The sequence below is a fragment of the Phytohabitans maris genome (assembly GCF_031085175.1).
GTDB lineage: Bacteria > Actinomycetota > Actinomycetes > Mycobacteriales > Micromonosporaceae > Phytohabitans > Phytohabitans maris.
Genome location: NZ_JAVHUY010000020.1, coordinates 1 through 22275, shown reverse-complemented (window position 1 = coordinate 22275; position 22275 = coordinate 1). Strand labels below are relative to the sequence as shown.

Here is a 22275-nt window from a genome sequence, read left to right as displayed (position 1 = left end):
ATAGCCGAGTGCAATGCTTGCATTGCGCTCGGTGCAATGTTCCGGAGGTGGCCGTGGACGACTACCGGTTGATCGCCGAGGCGCTGGCCGGCGACATCGCGGCCGGGCGGCTGCGCCCCGGCGACCGGCTGCCGCCGCAGCGGGCGTTCGCCCGGTCCCGGGGCATCGCCCCCTCCACCGCCGCCCGCGTCTACGGCGAGCTGGTCCGCCGCGGCCTGGCCACCGGCGAGGTGGGGCGGGGCACGTTCGTCCGCGCCGCCGCGCCGCCGGCCCACCCGCCGCTGGCCGAGCCGGCCGGCGCCCGGGTCGACCTGGAGCTCAACTTCCCCGTGCCGCCCGAGCAGCCCGCGCTGCTCGCACCGGGGCTGGAGCGGCTGCTCCGCCCGGACGCGCTCGGGCCCGCGCTCGCCCCGGCCACGGTCACCGGCCCGCCCGGCGCCCGCGAGGCGGCCGCGCAGGTGCTCACCCGCGCCGGCTGGACGCCCGACCCGGAGCGCGTCCTCTTCGCCGGCAACGGCCGGCAGGCGATCGCCGCGGCGGTGTCCGCGCTGGTGCCGGTCGGCGCGCGGCTGGGCGTGGAGGCGCTGACGTACCCGGTGGTCAAGGGCATCGCCGCGCGGCTCGGCGTCACGCTCGTTCCGCTGCCGATGGACCCCGACGGCCTGGTGCCGGAGGCGCTGCGCGAGGCCCGCGTGCGCGCCGTCTACGTCCAGCCCACGCTGCACAACCCGCTCGGCGTGACGATGCCGCCGGCCCGCCGCGCCGCGCTGGCCGCCGTGCTGGACGAGCTGGAGATCTTCGCGATCGAGGACGCGGTGTATTCGTTCCTGCGCGACGAGCCCGCCCCGCTGGCGGCCGCCGCGCCCGCGCGGACCCTTGTGGTCGAGAGCCTGTCGAAGCGGCTGTCGCCCGGCCTCACGCTGGGCTTCCTGGTCACGCCGCCGGGCGCCGTCCGGGACCGGGTGGCCGCCGCGCTGCGTTCCGGCGGGTGGGCGGCCGGCGGGTTCGCGCTCGCCGCCGCGACCGGCTGGATGGCCGACGGCACGACCGCCGGCCTGGTCCGCGCCAAGCGGCGCGACGCGGCGGAGCGCCAGCTGATCGCCGGCAAGATCCTCGGCGGGTACGCGTTGCGCGCCGACCCGCACGCCTATCACTGCTGGTGGGAGCTGCCGGAGCCGTGGCGGGCGGAGACCTTCGTGGCCGCCGCGGCCCGCCACGGCATCGCGGTCACCCCGGCGGCGGCGTTCGCCGTGGGTCCGGCGCACTCGCCCAACGCGGTGCGCCTCGCCCTCGCGGCCCCGCCCCTCCCCGTGCTCGCCGGCGCCCTGGAAACGCTGGCCGCGCTCGCGCGCGAGGAGTACGCCGGAGTGGACTGATGAGCCTTACTTGCTGCCGTCGGCGAGGTTGACCAGCGCCTGGGCGGCCTTGAAGTACTTGCTGCGACCGAGGTCGCCGATCGTGGTGATGTTGAAGGCGCTCTTCAGAAGCTGCGCGTCGCCCTCGCTCACGCCCGAGAGAGCAGCCACCGGGGCATCCACGAGCTCGGCGAGGGTCTTGTCCTCGAACGCCTTGTCGAGGAGCTTCGCGAGATCCGCACTGACAGCCACAGGTCCTCCACATTTGGGTATATCACCCTGACCGGGTGGCCAGGGACTGACGCCCACACCCTACAAACCCGCCAAGCGACCCTGTCGAGTACCGGCACGCCGTTGCCGAGGAGGACCGATGAGCAAAACCCCGCAAACCGTGGCCTCGGCCGACGGCACGCCCATCGCGTACGAGGTGACCGGTGACGGCCCGCCGGTGATCCTCGTCGGCGGCGCCCTGGACGACCGTACGTCCGTCGCCGCGCTCGCCGCCACGCTCGCGTCCCGGGTCACCGCCATCGCGTACGACCGGCGCGGCCGGGGCGGCAGCGGCGACAACGCGGACGCGTTCGCGGTGCGGCCCGAGATCGAAGACCTGGCCGCGCTCATCGCGGTGGCCGGCGGCCGGGCCAGCCTCTTCGGCCACTCCTCGGGCGGCGTCCTCGCGCTGGAGGCGGCCGTACGGGGGCTGCCGGTCGAGCGGCTCGCCGTCTACGAGCCCCCGTTCGTCGTGGGTGGACTGCGCCCGCTGCCGGCCGAGGGCACCGCCGAGCGGATCCGCACCCTGATCGCCGAGGAACGCCGCGACGACGCCGTCCACCTCTTCCTCACCGAGGAGGCATCGGTGCCCGCCGAGACGGTCGACGGCCTGCGGGCCGGCCCGGCCTGGCCGTTCCTGGCGCGGCTCGCCCACACACTCCCGTACGACGTCGCGGTCTGCGGCCCCGACCTGGCCGTCCCCGTCGACCGCCTGGCGACCGTCGCCGTCCCCACGCTCACGATGGCCGGCGGCGCCAGCCCGGCCTGGCTGCCCGCTGCCGCCCAGGCGGTCGCCGAAGCGATCCCGGGTGCCAGCTACCTGACCGTCGAGGGCCAGGACCACGGCGTGCTGCGCGACCCGCAAGCCCTCCGCGACCCCCTGTTGAACTTCATTGCGCCAGCTTGTACCTGAGCAACAGGAACCCGGCTGGGAAACGGCGGACGCCCGCGAGCCGGAGCATGCGGTACCCACCGCGGCGCTTACATGCACGAACGAGAAGGTCTTCCGCGCGGACCGAAGCTGGCGCCGTGACCGTCGGGCGATATGGTGCAATACGGCTGAGCGGCGTAGAAGGGGGGCGCAATGATCACCAGCGCAGCTGGCATCGTGGGTGTCGGCTATGAGAGTCGGACGCTGACGGAGTTCGTCGATGGGCTCTTGGCCGACGGCGTAGGGCGTCTGGTGGATGTACGACTGACACCCATATCCCGTAAGCCCGGATTCAGCAAGACCGCCCTGAGCAGAGCACTGTCCGAGGTGGGTATTGGATACGAGCATCGCCCCGAGCTCGGCAACCCGAAGGTGAATCGAGCGGGATTCGCTGGTGACCGCGACCAACTCGACCAGGCGCGGAGGATCTATGCCGACATGTTGCGTCTCCCTGCGGCGGTCCAGACGCTTGATAGCCTTGCCGCTCGATCCCGTGAGGAACTGATAGCAGTCCTCTGCTTCGAGGCCGATCAAGCCCGCTGTCACAGGGACGTTGTGCTGGCCGAGATTGCCGAGAGGACCATCACCGCTGTGGGTAGTAGATCCCGAGCACGCTAAACACATGTGCCCGCTTTGCTTGATTGCCGACGTAGAACGCGGGTGCCCGGGCAGCGTCGAACATCATCGTCAGAAACCTCGCCTCCAATTGCGCCCGAACCTCGTCGTCCGTCCGACCTACCAGATTCCGTTGTAGTGCCACAAACTCCCAGTCCAACAAGCCTTGCTCGTGTCCCTTGCAACCAGCCTCGTGGCACCGGTACTGGTAGCGCGCTCGGAACCGAGGGGCCTGGAGGGGCTTTTTGTCTCGGGGGTTGAGCAGGTCCATCTGGCGGACGTACTGGTCGATCTTTCGTTGCTCATCTCGCGTCCAGCCTGGATGGCGCTCTATCTGGAGTCGGTAGACCTCCCGGGGTCGGATCAGTGCCAACGATTTGGCGTCCGAACGGGTCCGAGCGTCGGCGTTGAGCCGACACATCGAGTCCTCGACGTACTCATCCAACCAGCTCTGACGTGGCTTCCACGGCTTCAGTGTCTCGCCCCGGACGAGGACGAGAGGACCGGCCGCCAGCTCTCGCGGCGTTGATCATTCCTCGCCGGGAAAGCTTCAAGCGTAATGAACTGATACTTGGGGAATGACTCCTCTGAGGGAAGATCCCGAAAGTTGATCGGGTACAGCCGAACCCACCCGCGACGGACAAGGTCCGCGTGTATTCCTGCCACGCAGACCGTCTCACCGTACTTTTCGGACGGATTTGGAGCCGCCTTTACAGTCACAAGCACCGTCAGGCGCCGCCGGATATCGCCGTCCGGCTTGGGTTCTGGCTCGTGTCCTAGAGGGCCGAAGAGTGTTTGCGCCATGAATCCGTCCTGATAGGGACTGCGGGCCAAGCAAACGTCAATCGATGTTCGCATGCGCGGGCACTCGGCGCTACACCTCGTCTCGGTCGGATCAGGGACGGTCTTCTCTCGGGACAGCGTGTGAGCGGGAGGTTGTTTCCGGCGCGGCGCGGGCGGGTAGCAAGGTACGCGCATCGACCGACATGTTCATGTCCCCTGTGGAGGAATCATGCGCGTCTCGACGGTCGCGGTCCTGACCCTGGCCGGCCTCGGCCTCGCCGCGGGCGGGTGTGCCGGCACCGAGCCGGGCGCGTCCGGACCCACGCCCGACACCACGACTTCGGCCGCGCCCGCGCCGACCGTCAGCGGTACGGCGTCCGGCTGCATGGTCGGCACCTGGCGCACCACCCAGGTCAGCGGCCACGCGGCCAGCGCCGCCGCCAGCGGCAGCATCTCCGGCGGCAGCGGCGCCACGCTCACGATCAGCCCGAACGGGCAGGTGCGGGCCGACTTCAACGGCATGGAGCCGCTGTCGTTCACCGCCGAGGTGGCCGGTAACGCGGTCGCGGGCGCGGCCACGTACGGCGGGCAGGGCACCGCCACGATCAAGGCGAGCACCCGGTCGACCGCGTCGCCGGCCACACCCGGCACTCCACCGGCCCCGACCGGCTCGGCAAGCGCGGCGCCGTCTCCCAGCGCATCGGGTTCGGCGGCCGAGGAAGGCATCTGGGAGCCGGTGGGGCAGATCGACTGGAGCGCCCTGCGGCTGACGCTGGAGCTGAGCAAGCCGGTGCAGGCCCGGCTGCTGGACAACGCGCCGATCGGCGACTACATCGACGACGCGGCCGAGCAGAGCGGGCAGGCCATCGAGACCGACCCGATCCTGGGCGCCGGCGCCTACACCTGCCAGGGCTCGACCCTGATCCTCAAGGGCGACACCGACACCGACGGCCTGATCTGGACCCTCACGAAGATCTGACCCTGGTGCCGCCTGCCGAGCCGGCCGGTGACCGTCGATCGAGGAGCGGGCCGCCGGGCGCACCAGGTCGCCCAAAGGGTGACGGGGCGTCAGGCCAAGCGGGCGGCGCGGGCCTGGAGGTAGCGCTGCTCGGGCAGGCTGTTGGTGCGCTTGGCCGCCCGCTGGTAGCTGGCCCGGGCCGCCGCCAGGTCGCCGGCCAGCTCCTGGAAGTGCGCCCGCACCGCGTCGAGCCGGTGGTGGCTGGCGATCCGCTCGTCTTTGTCCAAGGTAGACAGTTCGTCGATGCCGGCCGCCGGGCCGCGTACCATCGCGACCGCCACCGCCCGGTTGAGGGTGACCATCGGGTTGTCCGACACGCCGGCGAGCAGGTCGTAGAGGGCGAGGATCTGCGGCCAGTCGGTCTCCTCCGCGCGCGGCGCCTCGTCGTGCACCGCGGCGATCGCCGCCTGAAGCTGGTACGGGCCGAGCGGCGCGCGGGCCAGCGTGCGGGTGACCAGGGCGACCCCCTCCTTGACGTACCCGGCGTTCCACAGCGCGCGGTCCTGCTCGGCCAGGGGGATCAGGTCGCCGCCCGGGCCGGTGCGGGCGGGGCGGCGGGCGTCGACGAGCAGCATCAGCGCCAGCAGGCCGGCCACCTCGCCGTCGTCGGGAAGCAGCGCGTGCACCCCGCGGGCCAGCCGGATCGCCTCCGCGGTCAGCTCGACCCGGTGCAGCTGGGCGCCGGAGGTCGCGGTGTACCCCTCGTTGAAGACGAGGTACAGCACGTGCAGCACCGCCTGCAGCCGTTCCTCCCGCTCCTCCGGAGGCGGCAGCTGAAACGTGCTGCCGGCCGCCTTGATCCGCTGCTTGGCCCGGCTCACCCGCTGGGCCATCGTCGCCTCCGGTACCAGGAAGGCGTGCGCGATCTCGGCGGTCGTGAGGCCGCCGACCGCGCGGAGGGTGAGCGCGATCTGCGACGCCGGCGTGAGCGCCGGGTGGCAGCAGAGGAAGAGCAGCGTCAGCGTGTCGTCCCGGTCCGGGGCGCGCTCCTCGTCGGCGGGCGGGGCGACGAGGTCGCCGGCCGGCGCCATGACCACGAGGTTCTCCTCGCGGCGGCGGCGCGCGCTCTCGCTGCGAAACTGGTCGGTCAGCCGCCGGGTGGCGACGGTCAGCAGCCAGGCGCGCGGGTTGTCCGGAACGCCCTCTTCGCGCCACTGCAAAGCGGCCGCCAGCAGCGCCTCCTGCACCGCGTCCTCGCACGCGTCGAACTGCCCGTACCGCCGGACCAGCACGCCCAGCACCTGCGGCGCCTGCTCCCGGATCACAGCCTCGAAGCTCACGCCCCGATTAAACCCGCCCGCGGCCGGCGAGGCGCGCTGACCAGGAAGCTCTTCGCATCGGGGGCGCGGCAGATGTGCCCCGGTCCGCGGCAGCGGCGGACCGTTTGCTCCCGCGGGCACCGCGGAGGCCGGCGGCTCGCTGGTGCTCGCCGACTGCCCCGGCCCCCGCTGCCGGGCCCGCGGCACAAGCCCACCCCGGCTAGCCGCCGTGGGCGCCGTGATAGGGGGTGGTCACGCCGTCGTAGCGGAGGTGGAGGGCCATGCCCAGCGCGGCGTGCGCGAGGTTGTGGCAGTGGTTCATCCACTCGCCCGGGTTGCCGGCCTCGAAGGCGACCCGCCAGACCTCGCCCGGCTGTACGTCGAACGTGTCCAGCCACAGTGGACTGCCGGTCACCCGGTGGCCGTTGCGCTCCAGGACCAGTACCCGGTGGCCGTGCAGGTGCCAGGGGTGGGTGTCGAAGCCGCGGTTGGCCACCGTCACCTCCACCAGGTCGCCTTCGCGCACGAGCTGCGCCGGTATGTTCGGGAACGCGCGGCCGTTGACCGTGTACGCGTACCGGGGGGTGCCGTCCACGAGCGCGATGCCGCGGTCGAGCACCAGTGTGAAGCCGCGGTCGAAGTCGCTCTCCGGGCCGAACGGGGTGGCCGCCGGCGTGCCGTACCCGGTGATGTCCAGCTCCGGCCAGCCTTCCGGCGCGGGCGGCGGCGTGCCACCACCCGCGCCCAGCCGCGGCCCCGGATCGCCGTCGACGAAGAGGGTCACCGGGGCGGCGGGCATCGTGAACGACAGGTCGTACCGGCCGCCGGCGGGCAGGCGCAGCGTCGCCTCGCGTAGCTCGCCGGGCTCGTTGAGGTCGCTGCCGTCGATCGCCACCAGCCGGTACGCCGTGCCGGTGAGCGCGAACCGGTGCGGTACCCCGTCGGTGTTGACCAGGCGCAGCCGCACGGGCGTGCCGGGTGCGGCCGCCGGCGGGTCGACCGGGCCGACCACGGTCGTGGCGCCGAACGTGTGCACCGGCAGCGTCACGTCGACACCCGCCGCGGGCGGACCGACCACGAGCGTGCCGTAGAGGCCCATCTTCACGCCCACGTCGGAGGCCTGGTGGGTGTGGTACCAGTAGGTGCCCACCTGGTCGGCCCGGAAGCGGTAGACGAACTCCCCGCCGGGCGGCACGGCGTCCTGGGTCAGGCCGGGTGCGCCGTCCTCGCCGGCCGGCACGTCGTAGCCGTGCCAGTGCAGTGTCACGCCGCGCGTGATGTCCGCGTTGTGGAGCGTCACCTCGACGAGGTCGCCCTGGCGGGCCGTGATCGGCGGGCCGGGCACCTGGCCGTCGTACCCCCACGCCTCGACCGCCCGCCCACCCACCTGGATGGTCGTCGTGCGCGCCGTGAACTCGTACCGCCGCACCTGCCCGCCCGGCGTCGGTGTGGTCGGGCCGCGCAGGTCGGTCACGGAGACGCCGTGCCCGGCCGGGTGGTGGGCGGTGGGGCCGCCGCCGGCGTCGAGGTCCGCCCCCGTTGCGAACCCGGCCCCGACGCCGGCCAGCCCCATCGCGAGCACCGGCAGGAATGTCCACAGTGGTGGACCCGAGCCGGCCACCCGCCAGGTCACCAGGCCGGCCACCCCGACCAGCGCCACCGTCACGAGCACGTCCCCCCAGGTCGCCGGGTACCCGACGAGGAGCGGGAAGAGCAGGCCGGCCGCGCCCGCGTACCCGGCGACGAGCAGCGGGACCACGGCGGTGGGTGAGTTGCCCGGCGTGCCGGCCCGCACCGCGTAGAGCAGGCGCGGGCCGGCGACGAGGACGGCGGCGAGCCCGGCCACGCCCAGCAGCGGCCCGGTCAGGACCACGCGGTCCTGCGCGAACCACCAGCCGCCGGTGGCGAGTGCGACGGAGGTCGTGACCCGTGCCAGGGTCACCACGACCGCGACCACCAGGAGGGCGAGCGCGGCTCGGGCGTGCCGGGCCGCCGCCGCGACACCCGCGCCCACCCAGCCGGCCGCGGCGAGCAGCGTGGCCAGCAGGTCGAGCGCGATGAGCTGTGCGGTACTCATGCCGCCGGCGTAACCGTCGGCTGTGGAGTGTCTACAGTGGAGGTATCGGCGGCGAACGCCCTCGCCCGGCGGAGCACCGCGCCGGCGGCGCCCATGACGAGGAGTGCGTTGACCGCGTGCAGGCCGAAGACGAAGAGCCCGGCCGCGCCGGTCTCCTCGTCCGAGCCGCCGGAGATGGCGTTGCCGACGACGATGATGAGCACCTGCACCACCACGAGCCCGAGCGGGGCGAGCGACATCCCGATGAGCCGGCCGGGCGCCCGGGCGAGCGCGGCGGCGAGCGTGGTGAGGATGGAGAGGAGCGGGATGATCATCATGCCGGTGGTGCTGTGGAGCGCGAACGAGTCGTCGTCCTGCGGCCGGTCGAAGGCGCCCACCGCGGCGAAGTAGAACTGCGCCAGGATGGCGAGGAACAGCAGGCCGGAGAGGACCACGAAGACCCTGCGCATGGCGTACTCCTTTCGTCACCGCTGATCCTGCGGGCCGGGGCGCGCCGGCACGTCTGCCCGTCAGCGGCATCGCCCTACGTCACCGCACGGCCGGGCGGCCGCCAGCCGTACGCAGGCTGACGTATGCGCCTACGCCCCAAGGCGGATCTGGTGGACCGGAACGGCGGATACGATCGCGCCATGGCCGCGCTTGACCCCCGGCTGCGCCTGCCGGTGTGGGCGCAGGACCTGCTGCTCGCCGCGTTCGTCGCGTTCCTGCAGGTGCAGGGCACCCAGCAGGTCGGCGCCCAGGAGGCGTTCGACCGGCTGAGCCCGGTCGGCATCTACCTGCACGCCATCCTGCTGGTGCTCAGCGGGCTGAGCCTCGCGGTGCGGCGGCGGTGGCCGGTGCCCGTGTTCGCGTTCGAGGTCGCGACCAGCGTCATGTACTACGGCTCCGGCTATCCGGACGGCCCTAACTGGATCGGCGTCTTCGTCGCGGTCTACACGGTCACCGCGTACGGCGACGGGCGCCGGCCGTGGATCGTGCGGGCCGGCCTCGGCGTGCTCGTCGCGGGCTGGTTGCTCGCCGCGATCATGTACCCGCCGGGCGACGGGATCGGCTGGCTGGCGTTCCGGATCGGGACCGCCATCATGGCCGCGGTGCTCGGCGAGTCGATGCGCATGCGCCGGGTGCTCGCCACCGAGGCGCAGGAGCGGGCGGAACGGGCCGAGCGCACCCGCGAGGAGGAGGCGCGCCGCCGGGTGGACGCCGAGCGGCTGCACATCGCCCGCGAGGTCCACGACACCGTGGCACACGCGATCGCCGTGATCAACGTACAGGCCGGGGTCACCGCGCACGTGCTCGACAAGCGGCCCGAGCAGGTACGGGAGACGCTGCACACGATCGAGCGGACCAGCGCGCGGGCGCTGCGCGAGCTGCGCGCCACGCTCGGGGTACTGCGGGACGCCGGCGACGGCCGCGCCCCCGCGCCGGGCCTGGACCGGATCGAGGAGCTGGCCGGGCTGGCCCGGGAGGCCGGCCTCGACGTCAAGGTGGAGGTGGCGGCGCCGCCGCGCGAGCTGGCCTCCGCGGTCGACCAGGCGGCATACCGCATCCTCCAGGAGTCGATCACCAACGTGATCCGGCACGCCGGGCCGGCGCGGGTCACTGTCGAGGTCGCGTACGACCCCTCCGAACTGCGGATCCGGGTCACCGACGACGGCAGCGGCTGCGACGGCGGGGGCGGCGCCGGCCGCGGCATCGAGGGCATGCGGGAGCGCTGCGCCCTGCTCGGTGGCGACCTCACCGCCGGGCCGCGGTCCGGCGGCGGATTCGAGGTGTACGCGCGGCTGCCGCTGGTGGGGTCCGCGTGATCCGGGTCCTGGTCGCCGACGACCAGGTGCTCGTGCGCACCGGCTTCACGATGCTGCTCGACCTCGAAGACGACATCACCGTGGTGGGCGAGGCGGCGGACGGGCGGGAGGCGGTGGACCTGGCCCGCGCGCACCGGCCCGACGTGGTGCTGATGGACATCCGCATGCCCAAGCTCGACGGCATCAAGGCCACCGCGCAGATCGCCGCCACGCCCGGGCTGGAGCGGACGCGGGTGCTGATCCTGACCACGTACGACACCGACGAGTACGTCTTCGACGCGCTGGAGGCGGGGGCGAGCGGCTTCCTGCTCAAGGACGCCGGGCCGGCCGAGCTGCTGCACGCGATCCGGGTGGTCGCCGCCGGCGAGGCACTGCTCGCGCCGCGGATCACCCGGCGGCTGATCGGCCAGTTCACCGCCGCGCGGAGCGCCCGGCACGCGGCCGAGCACCGGCTGGCCGTACTCACCCAGCGGGAGCGCGAGGTGGTCGCGCTGGTGGGGCGCGGGCTGAGCAACGAGGAGATCGCCGCCGAGCTGACGCTCAGCCCGGCCACCGCCCGTACCCATGTGAGCCGCGCGATGGTCAAGCTCGGCGCCCGCGACCGGGCCCAGCTCGTGGTCGTTGCCTACGAGACCGGCCTAGCGAGGTGATGGCCTGTGATCGAAGCTCCCCCCAAGTCGCTAGAACGACTTGACGGGAGCTTCGATCACAGACGTGGGGTGGGGTGGGTGCGGTGCGGTCAGGTGCCGGGCTTGACCAGGCCGGTCTCGTAGGCGAGCACCACCGCCTGGGCGCGGTCGCGCAGGCTCAGCTTGCCGAAGATGTGCGCGGCGTGGGTCTTGACGGTGGCTTCGCTCAGGGTGAGCGCGGCGGCGATCTCCCCGTTCGACAGGCCGCGCCCCATCAGCGTGAGCACCTCCCGCTCACGCGGCGTCAGCCCGGCGAGGTCGCGGTGGAGGGCGGGTGGGGCGGAGGCGTCGGGAGCGGCGAAGCGTTCCACCAGGCGGCGGGTGATCGACGGGGCCAGCAGGGCGTCGCCGGTGTCGACCAGGCGTACGGCGGCGACCAGGTGCTCGGGCGTCACGTCCTTGAGGAGGAAGCCGCTGGCGCCGGCGGCCAGTGCGGCGTACACGTACCGGTCGAGGTCGAACGTGGTCAGCATCAGCACGCGGCACTCCGGCGCCTGCTCCAGCACCCGGCGGGTGGCCTCCAGGCCGTCCATGCCGGGCATGCGGATGTCCATCAGCGTGACGTCCGGGCGGAGCCGGCGGACCGCGGCGACCGCCTCCGCGCCGTCGGCCGCCTCGCCTACCACCTCGATGCCGCCGGCCGTCAGGATCATGCGGAAGCCGCTGCGTACCAAGGCCTGGTCGTCGGCGATGACCACCCGGGGCGGGGCCGTGCTCACGGGCGTTCCAGAGGGATTTTGGCGCGGACCCGAAACCCACCACCCAGCCGGCGCCGCGCGTCGAGGTCGCCGCCGAAGACCGCGACCCGCTGGCGCAGGCCGAGCAGGCCGCGCCCCTCGCCGGGGTTGCCGGGCGGTCGTGGGCTGCTGCCGGAGAGGACGCTCGGTCCGGTGTTGAGCACCTCGACGCGCAGGTACTTCTCCGCGTAGCGGACGGTGACCTCGGCCTTGACGCCGTCGCCGTGCTTGAGGGCGTTGGTGAGGGCCTCCTGGATGATCCGGTAGGCGGTCAGGTCGACGCCGGACGGCAGCGGCCGAGGCTCGCCGGAGATGCGGACCTCCACCGGCAGCCCGGCGAACGCGATGCGGTCGACCAGCGGGCTGAGCTGGCTCAGGCTGGGCTGCGGCGCGAGGTCGACCTCGTCTTCGCCGCCGGCCGACGGGGCGAGCACGCCGAGCAGGTGGCGCAGCTCGGTCATCGTGTCGCGGCCGGCGCTCTCCACCGCCCGCAGCGCCGCGGTGGCCTCGTCGGCGTCGGCGTCGACCACCTGGCGGGCGGCGCCGGCCTGGACCACCATGAGGCTCACGTTGTGGCTGACGATGTCGTGCAGCTCGCGGGCGATCCGGGCGCGCTCGGCGTCGACCGCGCCACGGGCGGCCGCCTCCCGCTCCCGCTCCAGCAGCCAGCCGCGCTCCTCCAGCGCCCGGGTGAAGGCACGCCGGGTGCGGACCAGCCGCACCGCGAGCAGCGCGGCGACCAGCGCCGCCACCGCCGCGACCAGCCAACCCACCATGGGAACCACTCTCTCAGGCGGCCACCGGCCAGCACATCATCCCGGGGAGGCAGCGCCTACATCCCCGGGATGAGACGCGCCGGGAGTTACCACCGCGAGCCGATGCCCGACCGGTGCCCGGCGGGCCACTCTCTATGACTATGAGTGACGAAGCGAACGAGCCGGCGGTCGTCCAGCTCTCCGGCGTCCGCAAGGAGTACGGCGACGCGATCGCCCTCGACGGGGTCTCGCTGGAGGTCCGGGCCGGCGAGGCGGTCGCCGTGATGGGCCCCTCGGGCAGCGGCAAGTCGACCCTGCTCAACGTCATCGCCGGGCTGGACCGGCCGACCGGCGGCTCGGTCGTCGTGCACGGTGACGACCTGGGACGGCTGGACGAGAAGGGGCTGGCGCTCTTTCGCCGCCGCCGGATCGGGATGATCTTCCAGTTCTTCAACCTCATCGACGACCTGCCCGCCCTCGACAACGTGGCGCTCGCCGCCCAGCTCGCCGGCGTGGCCGCGCCGCACGCCCGCCGCCGTGCGCTGGAGCTGCTCGACGAGCTGGGCATCGCGGGGCGGCGCAACACGTACCCGGCGCAGCTCAGCGGCGGCGAGCGGCAGCGGGTGGCGGTGGCCCGGGCACTGATGAACCGGCCCGCCCTGCTGCTCGCCGACGAGCCCACCGGCGCGCTGGACAGCCGGGTCGGCGAGCAGGTGATGGACCTGCTGCTCGACCTCAACCAGATCGGCCAGACGCTGCTGATGGTCACCCACGACGAGCGGCTCGCCACCCGCTGCGCCAGCCGCGTGATCGAGATCGTCGACGGCCGGGTCGCCCGCGAACGCACCCTGGAGCGCACTTCATGAGCGCCGTGTGGCTGGCGGCGCGGGCCGCGGTACGCCGCCGCCGGCTGCAGACCGCCGTCGTGGGCATCGTCGTCGGCGTCTCCACCACGATGATCGTGGTGGCGCTCGGGCTGCTCGCCGTCTCGTCCGGCCCGTTCGACCAGGCGTACGCCCGGCAGCTCGGCGCGCACCTCGCCGTCACGTACGACCGGGCGAAGGCGACCGACGCGCAGCTCACCGCGGCCGCCGGGTGGTCCGGGGTCGAGGCGGTGGCCGGGCCGTTCCCGCAGGCCACGGTGGAGCTCGGCGCCCTGGGCCGGCCGCGGGCCCAGCCGCTCACCGTGGTCGGGCGGGCCGACCCCGAGGGGCCGGTGGACCGCCTCAACGTGTGGGACGGGCGCTGGGCGACCGCGCCCGGCGAGATCGTGGTCAACCAGAACCCGGTCGGCCAGGGCTTCTTCTTCCGCATCGGCGACCAGGTCACGACCCCCGAGGGCGGCACGCTGACCGTGGTCGGGCGGGCGTTCAGCATGAGCCGCTCGGCGGACGCCTGGGTCAGCCCGGAGCAGATGGCCACGCTGGGACCGACGGCGACCCAGATGCTGTACCGGTTCGCCGCCGCGGGCACCACCGCGCAGGTCGAGGCGGGCCAGGCCGAGGTGACCAAGGGGGTACCGGCGCAGGCTCGGCTCGGCTCGACCTCGTACCTGGTGCTCCGGAACGAGGCGGCCCGCGAGGCGGCGACGTACGTGACGTTCCTGGTCGCGTTCGGCCTGCTCGGCCTCGCCGTCGCGATCCTCATCGTGGCGAACGTGGTCAGCGGCGCCGTGGTCGCCGGTTTCCGGCACATCGGCGTGCTCAAGGCGCTCGGCTTCACCCCGACCCAGGTGCTCGTCGTGTACCTGACGATGGTCTCGGTGCCCGCGGTCGCCGGGTGCGCGCTCGGCACGGTGCTGGGCAACGTGCTGGCCCGGCCGCTGCTGTCCCAGGCGTTTCGCAACCTGGGCAGCGCGGGGATCGGCGTACCGGCCTGGGTGAGCGTCGCGGCGCTGCTCGGCGTACCGCTGATGGTCGCCCTCTCCGCCCTCGTGCCGGCGCTGCGGGCCCGGCGGCTGCCGGCGGCCGAGGCGATCAGCGCCGGGAGCGCGCAGCACGCCGGGCGCGGCCTGCGGGCGCAGCGCTGGCTCAGCGGCACCCGGCTGCCCCGCGCGGTGAGCCTCGGCCTCGGCCTGCCCTTCGCCCGGCCGGCGCGCAGCGCGCTGACGATGGCCGCGGTGGTGCTCGGCGTGACGAGCGTGACGCTGGCGATCGGGCTGGGCGACTCGCTGAACCGGTACCAGCGGGCCGAGGCGCGCTCGGGTGCGGTGCAGGTGGAGGTGTTTCCCGCCGGTGGCCCGCGTGGCGGCTCGCCGGGTGACGAGGCGCTGCTGCGGTCGGTGCCCGGCACCCGCTACGTGCTCGGCAGCGCCGACGTGCCGGTACGCCAGGTCGGCAACAACGAGCAGACGATGCTGAGGCTCTACAAGGGAGACACCGGCCCCCTTGGCCAGCAGGTCCTCGATGGACGGTGGCCGTCCGGGCCGGGTGAGGTGGCGGTGGCCAAGCGCTTTCTCGTCCAGCGTGGACTGTCCATAGGGGACACCTTCACGATCGAGGCGGGCCAGGGTCCGGTACCGGTGCGGATCGTCGGCATGGTGCTCTACAACGAGACCGAGACGATCGTCGCGGACTGGTCCACCGCCGCGCTCGTCGCGCCGGACGCGGTCCTCGACCGCTTCGAGGTGCAGCTGGCCGAGGGTACCGACCCGCAGGCGTACATGGCCGAGGTGACGAAGGCCGCGCCGAACCTGGTGGCGGTGCCGCCCGAGGGCGCGGAGCAGTTCGTCTGGATCGTGCTGGTGACCGTCACGTTGCTGACGCTGATGCTGGCCGTGGTGGCCGCGCTCGGCGTCTTCAACACGGCCGTGCTCAGCACCCGCGAACGCCGCCGCGACCTGGGCATGCTCAAGTCGATCGGGATGACCCCCGGCCAGGTCGTCGTGATGGTGGTGACCTCGATGGCGGCGCTCGGCGCGCTGGGCGGCCTGCTCGGCATCCCGATCGGCGTGGCCGCCCACCGCGTGGTGCTGCCGGCGATGGCCGACGCCGCCCAGGTCGGCTTCCCCGCCTCCGTCCTCGACGTCTACAAGCTGCCCATACTGGCCCTGCTCGCCCTGGCCGGCGTGGCGATCGCCGCGGTGGGCGCGCTGATGCCGGCGAGGTCGGCCGCCCGGGTCACGATCGCCGAGGTACTGCACAACGAATGACCGGGTTGCGACACGATCGTCAGCTGCCGCGACGCCCGGTCGGCGTACGGCGATCGTGGTATTCCAGTGCCCCCTGCGGGGCACCTAAATACCATGATCTGCCGAAACGATGGTTGGCTCTCTCAGATCACGGGATAGGGGATGCCGACGCGATCATTGATCAATCTCTGGGGTCGGGTGCATCGTTAAGACATGCGAAACGGGGAGGCTCTGCTCGGGGCGGAGGAGGAGTGGGCGTACCGGCTGCTGGTGCGCCTCGGCACGGCCCGCGCGGACGAGGTGGCGGAACGGATGTCGCTCGCGTCGGAGGACGTGCTGCGGCTGCTGAAAGGGCTCGGTGACCGGGGGTTGGTGGCGGCGGACGGCGCGGACATGTACCGCCCGCTGCCGCCCGAGCCGGCGCTCGGCACCGAGCTGCTGCGCCGGCAGGAGTCGCTGGAAGAGGCGCGGCGCGGGCTGGCGGCGCTCAGCGAGGAGTACCTGACCAGCGCCCGCCGCCGGCACGCGGACCAGCTCGTGGAGGTGGTGGTCGGGGCGGCGGCGCTGCGGGAGCGGATCCGCCGGCTCCAGGACACGGCCAGGACCGAGATGCTCTGGCTCTGCCGGGCGAACGCGGTGGCGATGGAGAGCGCCGACAACACCGAGGAGTTCGACGCGCTCGACCGGGGCGTCCACTACCAGGTGATCTACGAACGGGCGTTGCTGATGGAGCCGGGCATGCAGGCCAACGTCGCCGAGGGCGTGCGCCGCGGCGAGGAGGCGCGCAGCCTGCGTACGCTGCCGGTGCGGCTGGCCGTCGCGGACCGGACGACCGCGATCTGCCCGCTCATCCGCGGCGACGAGGGTGACATCGGCGAGCCGTCGGCCGCGATCATCGGGCGCAGCCAGCTGCTCGACGCGCTGATCGCGCTCTTCGAGAGCCACTGGGACGTGGCCACGCCGGTGCGGATCGACGGCGGGCTGCCGGACGAGGTGCCGGACCTGCCGGACGAGTCCGAGCGGTTCGTGCTGTCGCTGCTCGTGGCCGGCGTACCGGACAAGTCGATCGCCTCCCAGATGGGGGTGAGCCGCCGTACGGTGCAGCGCCGCCTGGACCGCCTGATGGCGCTCGCCGGCGTCGACACACGGCCCGGCCTGGCCTTCCAAGCCGCCCGGCGCGGCTGGCTCTAGCGACCCGCCGGTGATCGAAGCTCCCTCCACGTCGCTCTAGCGACTTGACGGGAGCTTCGATCACCGGGCTAGTGGAGGCCGTAGGCGCGGATCACCGTCTGGGTCACCGTGTTGCCCGCCGCGTCGCTGGCGTGCACCCGGAGTGAGACGCTGCCCGTGCCGGCCGGTACCAGGGCGCGGTAGCCGTCGCCGTTCCGGATCACCGGCACCCGGAGCCAGGTCGCGCCCTCGTCGAGCGACACCTCGGCCCGCAGCGTGGTGCCGCGCGGCTCGCGCAGCCCTTCCTGGTGCCACAGGGTCAGCCCGATCAGGTGCGGGTGCCGGCCGGAGACGTAGCCGCTGAGGTCGGCCGGTACGGCGTACCCGATCTGGAGCAGCGGCAGCGGCTCGGTGCGCCCGGCCGCCGGGCGCCCGGAGCGAAACTCCCACGCCGTCTCGGTGCGGGTGGCCCACTGCCACTCCTCGCCGCTCCGCTCGGTGGTCAGCTCCAGCCGGTACCCGGCCCGCTCGGCGCTCGTCGCCACGTCCCGGCGGGCGTCGGGCAGGTCGGCGAGGAGCTTGCCGTCCCGCCACAGCTTGGCGGTCACCGGGTCGCCGTCGGCCACCTGGAAGTGGCCGCGGGTCGCGTCGACGAACTCGGGTACCCACAACGCGAGCGTGTCGGCCGTACGGGCGGAGACCATGCCCGGTACGGCGGCGGGGCGGACGACCGGCGTAAACCACCCCTCCGTTCGCGTGCTGCGCGCCGCGTAGCTCCGCGGCACCTCGGTCATTCCTCCGCCGATGGGGTTCATGTCGTCCCAGGTGTAGTAGTAGTGCACGCGGTGCTGCCAGACGGAGTCACCCGCCGACACCCACTCCTCGCGCACCTTGGGCGTCTGTACGAACCGCTGCGTGTCGTTCCAGGCGTACTCCTGCCACGGCCGCCAGCCGAAGCGCTGCTCCTTGGCCCAGCCGAAGCCGCCGTTCTCCCCGTACTCCGACGTGATCCGCACGGTGTTGTCGCGGGTCACCCGGTGCACGATCCGCTCCGGCACCCGGCCCCGTTCCACGTGGATGACGTCGTACAGGTAGGGGCTGGAGGCCTGGAGGGTGAGGTCGATGGTGGGGCGGCCGGCGGCGGCCTTGAGCAACCGCTGGCCGTCGTCGTTCGCGACGACCAGCGAGGGGATCGGCTCCCGGTCGCCGGTCGGCCGCCAGACGGTCCAGGCCGGCATGTCCGGGGTACGCACGATGATGGCCACCGCCGCGCCCGCCTCGGCCGCCGCCCCGATCTGCTCCTGCTCCGACCGGTCCTCCGCGCCGACGATCAGCGCGGCGGCGCCGCGCACCGAACCCTTGTCGGAGAGCGCTTTGTCGAAGAGCACGAGGCGGTACCGGCGGGTGCCGTCGTACACGGGGGAGCGGTGCAGCAGGTTGACGTCGAGCGGGCCGGCGACGCCGGGCACCTTGATCCGCACCATCGGCGCGACGAGTTGCCAGCGGGAGGAGAACTCGTACTGGCCGGCCGAGGGTCGCCTCGTCGGCGTGACGTTGACCTGCTGGACGGTGCTGAAGTGCATGACGCCGTGCGCGGTGGATCGCCCGTTCGCGTGTACCCGCCGCTCGTAGTAGCTGATGACGCTCTGCTGCTCGGCCGGCTTCGGCGTCTCGATCCGGATCGGGGTGCCGGTCCGCGCGTCCAGCAGGATCTCCAGGTCACCGGTGACCCGCAGCTCCGGGTTGGTGATGAAGGTGGCCTGCTCGTCGAGGGGGCCGCCGTCCTCGACGAGGGCGTTCATGACGTACGTACCCTCGTACACCTCGACGGCCTTGCCCTCGTCCCACGGCATGATGTAGCCGGACCGGTCCTTGCGCTGCTCGTCGCCGAAGAGCAGGATCACCGGGACCGAGGCCTTCTCGCCGCGCCGGTCGACCGCCCGAAACGTGACCTTGTGGATCGGCGGCTCCAGCGTCGCGCCGACCACCGTGCGCACCAGCACCCCGCCGGGCCCGGTCGCGGTCACCTGGCCGGTGTGCCGTCCCCGGCTCAGCTTCGCCGCGTCCAGCGTGAGCGGCACGGTCGCCGACTGTCCAGGCTGGACGGTGACCTGCTTGGCGGAGAGCGTGAACGCGGTCGAGCCGGCCACGTCGACCGCGAGGTCGAGGGTCACCGGGGCGGCCGTGGCGTTCGTGTACAGCAGCTTCTGCTCGCGGGTACCGGTGGCCGGCTCGCGGTGCACGCCGAGGTTGGCGGTCGCCGTGCCGTACACGCCCTGGCTCACCGCGCGGGCCACGTCGACCCGGCCGCCGCCCTGCGCGTCCACCGCGATGGCGGGGTTGCCCCGAGCGGTACTCACCAGCGCGTCCTTGAGCTGCGCCGCCTGCCAGCCGGGCCGGGCCTGGGCGAGCAGCGCGGCCGCCCCGGCCACGTGCGGCGTGGCCATCGAAGTACCGGAGGCGGCGGTGTAGTTGTCGTCCACCGGCGTGTCCAGGCCGGTGCCGGCGGCCCGGGCGGCGACGATGCCGACGCCGGGCGCGGTGATCTCGGGCTTCACCGCCTCGTCGCCGAGGCGCGGGCCCCGGCTCGAGAAGTAGGCGAGGCTCTCGTCCCGGTCCACCGCGCCCACGGCGAGCGCGGCGGTGGCGGCGGCCGGCGTACCCACGTCCAGGCTCTGGCCGGTGTTGCCGGCAGCTACTACGAAGAGCGTGCCGTGCTCGGCGGTGAGCCGGTTGACCGCCTCGCTGAGTGGGTCGGTGCCGTCGGTCGCGTCGCCGCCCAGGCTCAGGTTGACCACCTCGGCGCCCTGGGCGACCGCCCACTCCATCCCGGCGATGATCCAGGAGTCGTAGCCGACGCCGGCGTCGTTGAGCACCTTTCCGGCGAGCAGGTCGGCGCCGGGGGCCACGCCCTTGCGGCTGCCGCCGGAGGCCGCGCCGGTGCCGGCGATCGTGGCCGCGACGTGCGTACCGTGTCCGAAGTGGTCGGTCGCGTCGGTGGCGTCGCTGAAGTTTCGCTGCTCCACGACCTTGCCGGCCAGGTCCGGGTGCGCCGCGTCGACACCGGTGTCGAGGACCGCGACGTCGACACCGCTGCCGTCGTACCCGGCCTGCCACGCGGCCGGCGCCCCGATCTGCGGGACGCTCCGGTCGAGGCTGGCGCGCACCCGGCCGTCGAGCCAGATGCCGGCGAGGCCGCCGCCGAGCGCCGCGGTGGGCGTCCGGGCCGCGGCGGGCGTGGCGGTGACCGACCGCCACAGCTCGCCGAGCGAACCCTTGTCGGCCGCGACGGCCGCGCCGCCCACGCTCGGCAGCGGGTGTACCGACCGGGCGCTGGAGAACGCGCTGACCGCGGGTGCCCGCCCGCCGGCGTACCGGACGATCAGCGGCAGGCTGCCGGTCGACGCGTCGGCGTACCCGTCGGCGACGAGTTCCTCGATGTCGAAGAGGTCGGGGTCGATCACGCCGGCGGAGACGTAGGGCGCGGCGTCGCTGGGGAGCAGCCGCAGCCCACCGTCCGCCTCCACGGTGTGGAACGTGATCCGTTCGCGCCCCGGACCGGGCCGTACCGACGCCGCGTACCGGCCGCCACCGGCGGGTGCGAGGTCTACGACGTCGCCGGTGATCAGGGTGACCCGGGACGTCCCCGTTGCGGCGGTGGCCGCGCCTTCCGCCGGCGTCCCGAGTGGTGCCGCCGCGACCGGCCTGGCCAGTGCGGCCGGCGAGGTGACAGCGACCAGGACCCCGGTGACGGTGGCCAGCGTCCGGCGCGCGATACGAACCATGGCGTGAGTCTGTGGTCGGGTGCGCGCGAGGGTCACTACCTCCGTGCGCGCGCAAAGGCGACATGTCGCCAGATGGACATCCGGCGCGGGCGCGGGCGGGACGGCGCGTGCCGTCCCGCCCCTGGTCCCGCAGCTCAGCCCTTGCCGCGCAGCACGGACCGCCGCTGCTCCAGCTCCTCGGCGTCGATCTCGCCACGCGCGAACCGCTCGGCCAGCGTGCGCTCGGCCGCCGTACGCGCGGCCCGCCGCGGGGAGAACCGGTAGATCAGGTAGCCCACGGCGGAGAGCACGACCACCCAGAAGGCGATGGGCACGAGCACCCACCAGCCGGGCCCGTCCCAGCCGTCGCCGTCCCAGCCCGGGCCCGGGTGGGCGTACGCCGCGTAGCTCGCCAGCTCTGCCATCATCACGATCTCCTTTGCCGTTCGCCCTCGATAGGGAAATCGTGTCCCCGGCCGCCGTCCGGGGCGTCGGCTCCAGAGCGGCATCGGGCGTACGCACGGCGACGCAGTTGCGGGTTTACGCGCTTCGCTTCTGGCGGTACGCCTGGATCTGTTAACTTCCTTAAACGTTAATCCATGCGAACTCCTGGATGGGAGAAACGATGAAGCGAGCGCTGTACAGGCTGGCGATCGTGGCCGTGGTCGCGGCGGCCTTCGGGGGCGCGGTGGCGGCACCGGCGAGCGCCGGGGTGGTGGGTGTCTACCCCAGCGCGGAGTCCTGCCACCACGTCGGCCAGCAGGGCGTCGGCCGGCTCTGGAACTACTACTCCTGCTACGAGGTCACCGGCGGCTGGGCTCTCTGGGCGCCGGGCTACTGACCACTCGTGAAACGATCCGGCCGGACCGTCCCGTCGTGGACGTCCGGCCGGCTCACGTCTCGGCGACGATCCGCTGGCTCGACTCTCGTACGACGAGTTCGGGTTCGAAGATGACTTGGTGGTGTTGGTGGGTTTGGGGGTTGTTGGCTTCGTCGAGGAGGAGTTCGGCGGCGGTTTGGCCGAGGCGTTGGCGGGGTTGGCGGACGGAGGAGAGGGGTACGGCTGCGGCGGCGGCGAATTCGATGTCGTCGTAGCCGACGAGGGCGATGTCGTGGGGTACGCGGATTTGTTGGCGGGTGAGGACTTGCAGGGCGCCGAGGGCGAGGAGGTCGTTGGCGCAGAAGATGGCGGTGGCGCGGGTGTTTTTGGGTTGGCCGAGGATGCGGGCGGCGGCGTCTCGTCCGGCGGTGACGGTGAGGGCTGGTGTGTCGTACCGGCGTAGGTGTTCTTCTTCGGTGAGTCCGGCGTCGGTGAGGGCTTGGATGGCGCCGTGGTAGCGGTCGTGGACTTGTTCGAGGCGGTGTGGTCCGCCGACGAACGCGATCCGGCGGTGTCCACTTTCGACCAGGTGGCGCATGGCGAGCTCGCCACCGAGCCGGTCGTCCACGGAGACCGAACAGATGTCGGGCTGCCGCGACCGCCGGTCGAGCAGGACCACGAGCACGCCGCGGTCGCGGAGTTGGTGGAGGCGTGTGCTGGCGTCGTGGATGGGGGTGATGAGGACGCCTTGGACGCGTTGTTCTTCGAGGAGGTCGAGGTAGGCGTTTTCTTTGGTGAGGTTGCCGTCGCTGTTGCAGAAGATGACGGCCATGCCGGCGGCGCCGGTGGTGTCTTCGACGCCTTTGGCGACGTCGGTGAAGAAGGGGTTGGCGACGTCGAGGACGACGAGGCCGAGGGTGCGGCCTTTGCCGCGGCGTAGTTGGCGGGCGGCGTCGTTGGGGACGAAGCCGAGTTCGGTGATGGCGGCCAGGACGCGGGTGCGGGTGGTGGGGGCGACGATGTCGGGGCGGTTGAGGACGTTGGAGACGGTGCCGACGGATACCCCGGCGTGGCTGGCCACGTCACGGATGCTGACC

The 22275-nt window shown here is 73.0% G+C and carries 21 protein-coding genes; 10 read left to right on the top strand and 11 right to left on the bottom strand.

Features of this window, described 5'->3' with window-relative positions; translation table 11 throughout:
* Window positions 1-47 precede the first annotated feature (47 nt).
* Window positions 48-1376, top strand: coding sequence for an aminotransferase-like domain-containing protein (locus RB614_RS21675; RefSeq protein WP_308714407.1), 1329 nt, complete (start codon window positions 48-50; stop codon window positions 1374-1376).
* 6 nt (window positions 1377-1382) lie between these two features.
* On the opposite strand, the gene RB614_RS21670 is transcribed toward RB614_RS21675, so the two are convergent.
* Window positions 1383-1607 (bottom strand): hypothetical protein, encoded by a 225-nt coding sequence (locus RB614_RS21670; RefSeq protein WP_308714406.1) that lies wholly within the window; start codon window positions 1605-1607, stop codon window positions 1383-1385.
* Window positions 1608-1725: 118 nt separating this feature from the next.
* On the opposite strand from RB614_RS21670, the gene RB614_RS21665 reads away from it, so the two are divergent.
* Window positions 1726-2538, top strand: a complete 813-nt coding sequence (locus RB614_RS21665; RefSeq protein ID WP_308714405.1) for an alpha/beta fold hydrolase — start codon at window positions 1726-1728, stop codon at window positions 2536-2538.
* Window positions 2539-2709: 171 nt separating this feature from the next.
* Window positions 2710-3174, top strand: a complete 465-nt coding sequence (locus tag RB614_RS21660; RefSeq protein WP_308714404.1) for a DUF488 domain-containing protein — start codon at window positions 2710-2712, stop codon at window positions 3172-3174.
* On the opposite strand, the gene RB614_RS44625 is transcribed toward RB614_RS21660, so the two are convergent.
* Together RB614_RS44625 and RB614_RS44620 are read right to left on the bottom strand one after the other, a co-directional pair.
* A complete protein-coding gene (locus RB614_RS44625) occupies window positions 3140-3592 on the bottom strand; it encodes a hypothetical protein (RefSeq protein ID WP_487379834.1) in 453 nt (150 codons plus the stop codon). The two genes, RB614_RS21660 and RB614_RS44625, sit on opposite strands and share 35 nt — an antisense overlap.
* A gap of 50 nt (window positions 3593-3642) precedes the next feature.
* The gene (locus RB614_RS44620; protein ID WP_487379833.1) at window positions 3643-3975 is read right to left on the bottom strand and encodes a hypothetical protein; all 333 of its coding nucleotides are present in this window, start codon (window positions 3973-3975) and stop codon (window positions 3643-3645) included.
* 208 nt (window positions 3976-4183) lie between these two features.
* Here RB614_RS44620 and RB614_RS21655 point away from each other — a divergent pair, with 208 nt between their 5' ends.
* Window positions 4184-4933, top strand: coding sequence for a hypothetical protein (locus RB614_RS21655; RefSeq protein ID WP_308714403.1), 750 nt, complete (start codon window positions 4184-4186; stop codon window positions 4931-4933).
* Between the two features lie 89 nt (window positions 4934-5022).
* On the opposite strand, the gene RB614_RS21650 is transcribed toward RB614_RS21655, so the two are convergent.
* The 3 genes from RB614_RS21650 to RB614_RS21640 all read right to left on the bottom strand — a co-directional run bounded on the left by RB614_RS21650 (window position 5023) and on the right by RB614_RS21640 (window position 8757).
* A complete protein-coding gene (locus tag RB614_RS21650; RefSeq protein ID WP_308714402.1) occupies window positions 5023-6252 on the bottom strand; it encodes an RNA polymerase sigma factor in 1230 nt (409 codons plus the stop codon).
* A gap of 199 nt (window positions 6253-6451) precedes the next feature.
* Window positions 6452-8308, bottom strand: coding sequence for a multicopper oxidase family protein (locus tag RB614_RS21645; RefSeq protein WP_308714401.1), 1857 nt, complete (start codon window positions 8306-8308; stop codon window positions 6452-6454).
* Window positions 8305-8757, bottom strand: a complete 453-nt coding sequence (locus tag RB614_RS21640) for a DUF6220 domain-containing protein (protein WP_308714400.1) — start codon at window positions 8755-8757, stop codon at window positions 8305-8307. The genes RB614_RS21645 and RB614_RS21640 overlap by 4 nt, the downstream gene beginning before the upstream one ends.
* A 180-nt stretch (window positions 8758-8937) precedes the next feature.
* Here RB614_RS21640 and RB614_RS21635 point away from each other — a divergent pair, with 180 nt between their 5' ends.
* Both RB614_RS21635 and RB614_RS21630 read left to right on the top strand, forming a co-directional pair.
* A complete protein-coding gene (locus RB614_RS21635; protein ID WP_308714399.1) occupies window positions 8938-10113 on the top strand; it encodes a sensor histidine kinase in 1176 nt (391 codons plus the stop codon).
* The gene (locus RB614_RS21630) at window positions 10110-10763 is read left to right on the top strand and encodes a response regulator transcription factor (protein WP_308714398.1); all 654 of its coding nucleotides are present in this window, start codon (window positions 10110-10112) and stop codon (window positions 10761-10763) included. Before RB614_RS21635 ends, RB614_RS21630 begins: the two co-directional genes overlap by 4 nt.
* A gap of 89 nt (window positions 10764-10852) precedes the next feature.
* Here RB614_RS21630 and RB614_RS21625 read toward each other — a convergent pair whose 3' ends face one another.
* Together RB614_RS21625 and RB614_RS21620 are read right to left on the bottom strand one after the other, a co-directional pair.
* Entirely contained in the window at window positions 10853-11521 is a 669-nt protein-coding gene (locus RB614_RS21625; protein WP_308714397.1) for a response regulator transcription factor, read from the bottom strand.
* Window positions 11518-12315 (bottom strand): sensor histidine kinase, encoded by a 798-nt coding sequence (locus RB614_RS21620; protein ID WP_428983082.1) that lies wholly within the window; start codon window positions 12313-12315, stop codon window positions 11518-11520. The genes RB614_RS21625 and RB614_RS21620 overlap by 4 nt, the downstream gene beginning before the upstream one ends.
* A gap of 140 nt (window positions 12316-12455) precedes the next feature.
* Here RB614_RS21620 and RB614_RS21615 point away from each other — a divergent pair, with 140 nt between their 5' ends.
* The 3 genes from RB614_RS21615 (at window position 12456) to RB614_RS21605 (ending at window position 16615) form a co-directional block, all read left to right on the top strand.
* On the top strand, window positions 12456-13160 hold the full coding sequence (locus RB614_RS21615; protein WP_308714395.1) for an ABC transporter ATP-binding protein: 705 nt from the start codon (window positions 12456-12458) through the stop codon (window positions 13158-13160).
* Window positions 13157-15445 (top strand): FtsX-like permease family protein, encoded by a 2289-nt coding sequence (locus RB614_RS21610; RefSeq protein WP_308714394.1) that lies wholly within the window; start codon window positions 13157-13159, stop codon window positions 15443-15445. Before RB614_RS21615 ends, RB614_RS21610 begins: the two co-directional genes overlap by 4 nt.
* A 192-nt stretch (window positions 15446-15637) precedes the next feature.
* Window positions 15638-16615, top strand: coding sequence for a helix-turn-helix domain-containing protein (locus RB614_RS21605; RefSeq protein ID WP_308714393.1), 978 nt, complete (start codon window positions 15638-15640; stop codon window positions 16613-16615).
* A 68-nt stretch (window positions 16616-16683) separates the two neighbouring features.
* Here the strand turns inward: RB614_RS21605 and RB614_RS21600 are convergent, their stop codons facing one another.
* Together RB614_RS21600 and RB614_RS21595 are read right to left on the bottom strand one after the other, a co-directional pair.
* Window positions 16684-20379 (bottom strand): S8 family serine peptidase, encoded by a 3696-nt coding sequence (locus RB614_RS21600; RefSeq protein WP_308714392.1) that lies wholly within the window; start codon window positions 20377-20379, stop codon window positions 16684-16686.
* A gap of 134 nt (window positions 20380-20513) precedes the next feature.
* Entirely contained in the window at window positions 20514-20786 is a 273-nt protein-coding gene (locus tag RB614_RS21595) for an SHOCT domain-containing protein (protein WP_308714391.1), read from the bottom strand.
* 197 nt (window positions 20787-20983) lie between these two features.
* Here RB614_RS21595 and RB614_RS21590 point away from each other — a divergent pair, with 197 nt between their 5' ends.
* A complete protein-coding gene (locus tag RB614_RS21590; protein ID WP_308714390.1) occupies window positions 20984-21199 on the top strand; it encodes a hypothetical protein in 216 nt (71 codons plus the stop codon).
* Between the two features lie 52 nt (window positions 21200-21251).
* On the opposite strand, the gene RB614_RS21585 is transcribed toward RB614_RS21590, so the two are convergent.
* On the bottom strand, window positions 21252-22275 hold a 1024-nt coding region (locus tag RB614_RS21585; RefSeq protein ID WP_308714389.1), incomplete at its 5' end, for a LacI family DNA-binding transcriptional regulator.

Bases quoted from the DNA above. Each gene is read 5' to 3' on its own strand.
- RB614_RS21665 (WP_308714405.1), top strand. From the start codon at position 1,726: ATGAGCAAAACCCCGCAAACCGTGGCCTCGGCCGACGGCACGCCCATC.
- RB614_RS21660 (WP_308714404.1), top strand. From the start codon at position 2,710: ATGATCACCAGCGCAGCTGGCATCGTGGGTGTCGGCTATGAGAGTCGG.
- RB614_RS44625 (WP_487379834.1), bottom strand. From the start codon at position 3,592: ATGTGTCGGCTCAACGCCGACGCTCGGACCCGTTCGGACGCCAAATCG.
- RB614_RS44620 (WP_487379833.1), bottom strand. From the start codon at position 3,975: ATGGCGCAAACACTCTTCGGCCCTCTAGGACACGAGCCAGAACCCAAG.
- RB614_RS21655 (WP_308714403.1), top strand. From the start codon at position 4,184: ATGCGCGTCTCGACGGTCGCGGTCCTGACCCTGGCCGGCCTCGGCCTC.
- RB614_RS21645 (WP_308714401.1), bottom strand. From the start codon at position 8,308: ATGAGTACCGCACAGCTCATCGCGCTCGACCTGCTGGCCACGCTGCTC.
- RB614_RS21640 (WP_308714400.1), bottom strand. From the start codon at position 8,757: ATGCGCAGGGTCTTCGTGGTCCTCTCCGGCCTGCTGTTCCTCGCCATC.
- RB614_RS21635 (WP_308714399.1), top strand. From the start codon at position 8,938: ATGGCCGCGCTTGACCCCCGGCTGCGCCTGCCGGTGTGGGCGCAGGAC.
- RB614_RS21620 (WP_428983082.1), bottom strand. From the start codon at position 12,315: ATGGTGGGTTGGCTGGTCGCGGCGGTGGCGGCGCTGGTCGCCGCGCTG.
- RB614_RS21615 (WP_308714395.1), top strand. From the start codon at position 12,456: ATGAGTGACGAAGCGAACGAGCCGGCGGTCGTCCAGCTCTCCGGCGTC.
- RB614_RS21610 (WP_308714394.1), top strand. From the start codon at position 13,157: ATGAGCGCCGTGTGGCTGGCGGCGCGGGCCGCGGTACGCCGCCGCCGG.
- RB614_RS21605 (WP_308714393.1), top strand. From the start codon at position 15,638: ATGCGAAACGGGGAGGCTCTGCTCGGGGCGGAGGAGGAGTGGGCGTAC.
- RB614_RS21600 (WP_308714392.1), bottom strand. From the start codon at position 20,379: ATGGTTCGTATCGCGCGCCGGACGCTGGCCACCGTCACCGGGGTCCTG.
- RB614_RS21595 (WP_308714391.1), bottom strand. From the start codon at position 20,786: ATGATGGCAGAGCTGGCGAGCTACGCGGCGTACGCCCACCCGGGCCCG.
- RB614_RS21590 (WP_308714390.1), top strand. From the start codon at position 20,984: ATGAAGCGAGCGCTGTACAGGCTGGCGATCGTGGCCGTGGTCGCGGCG.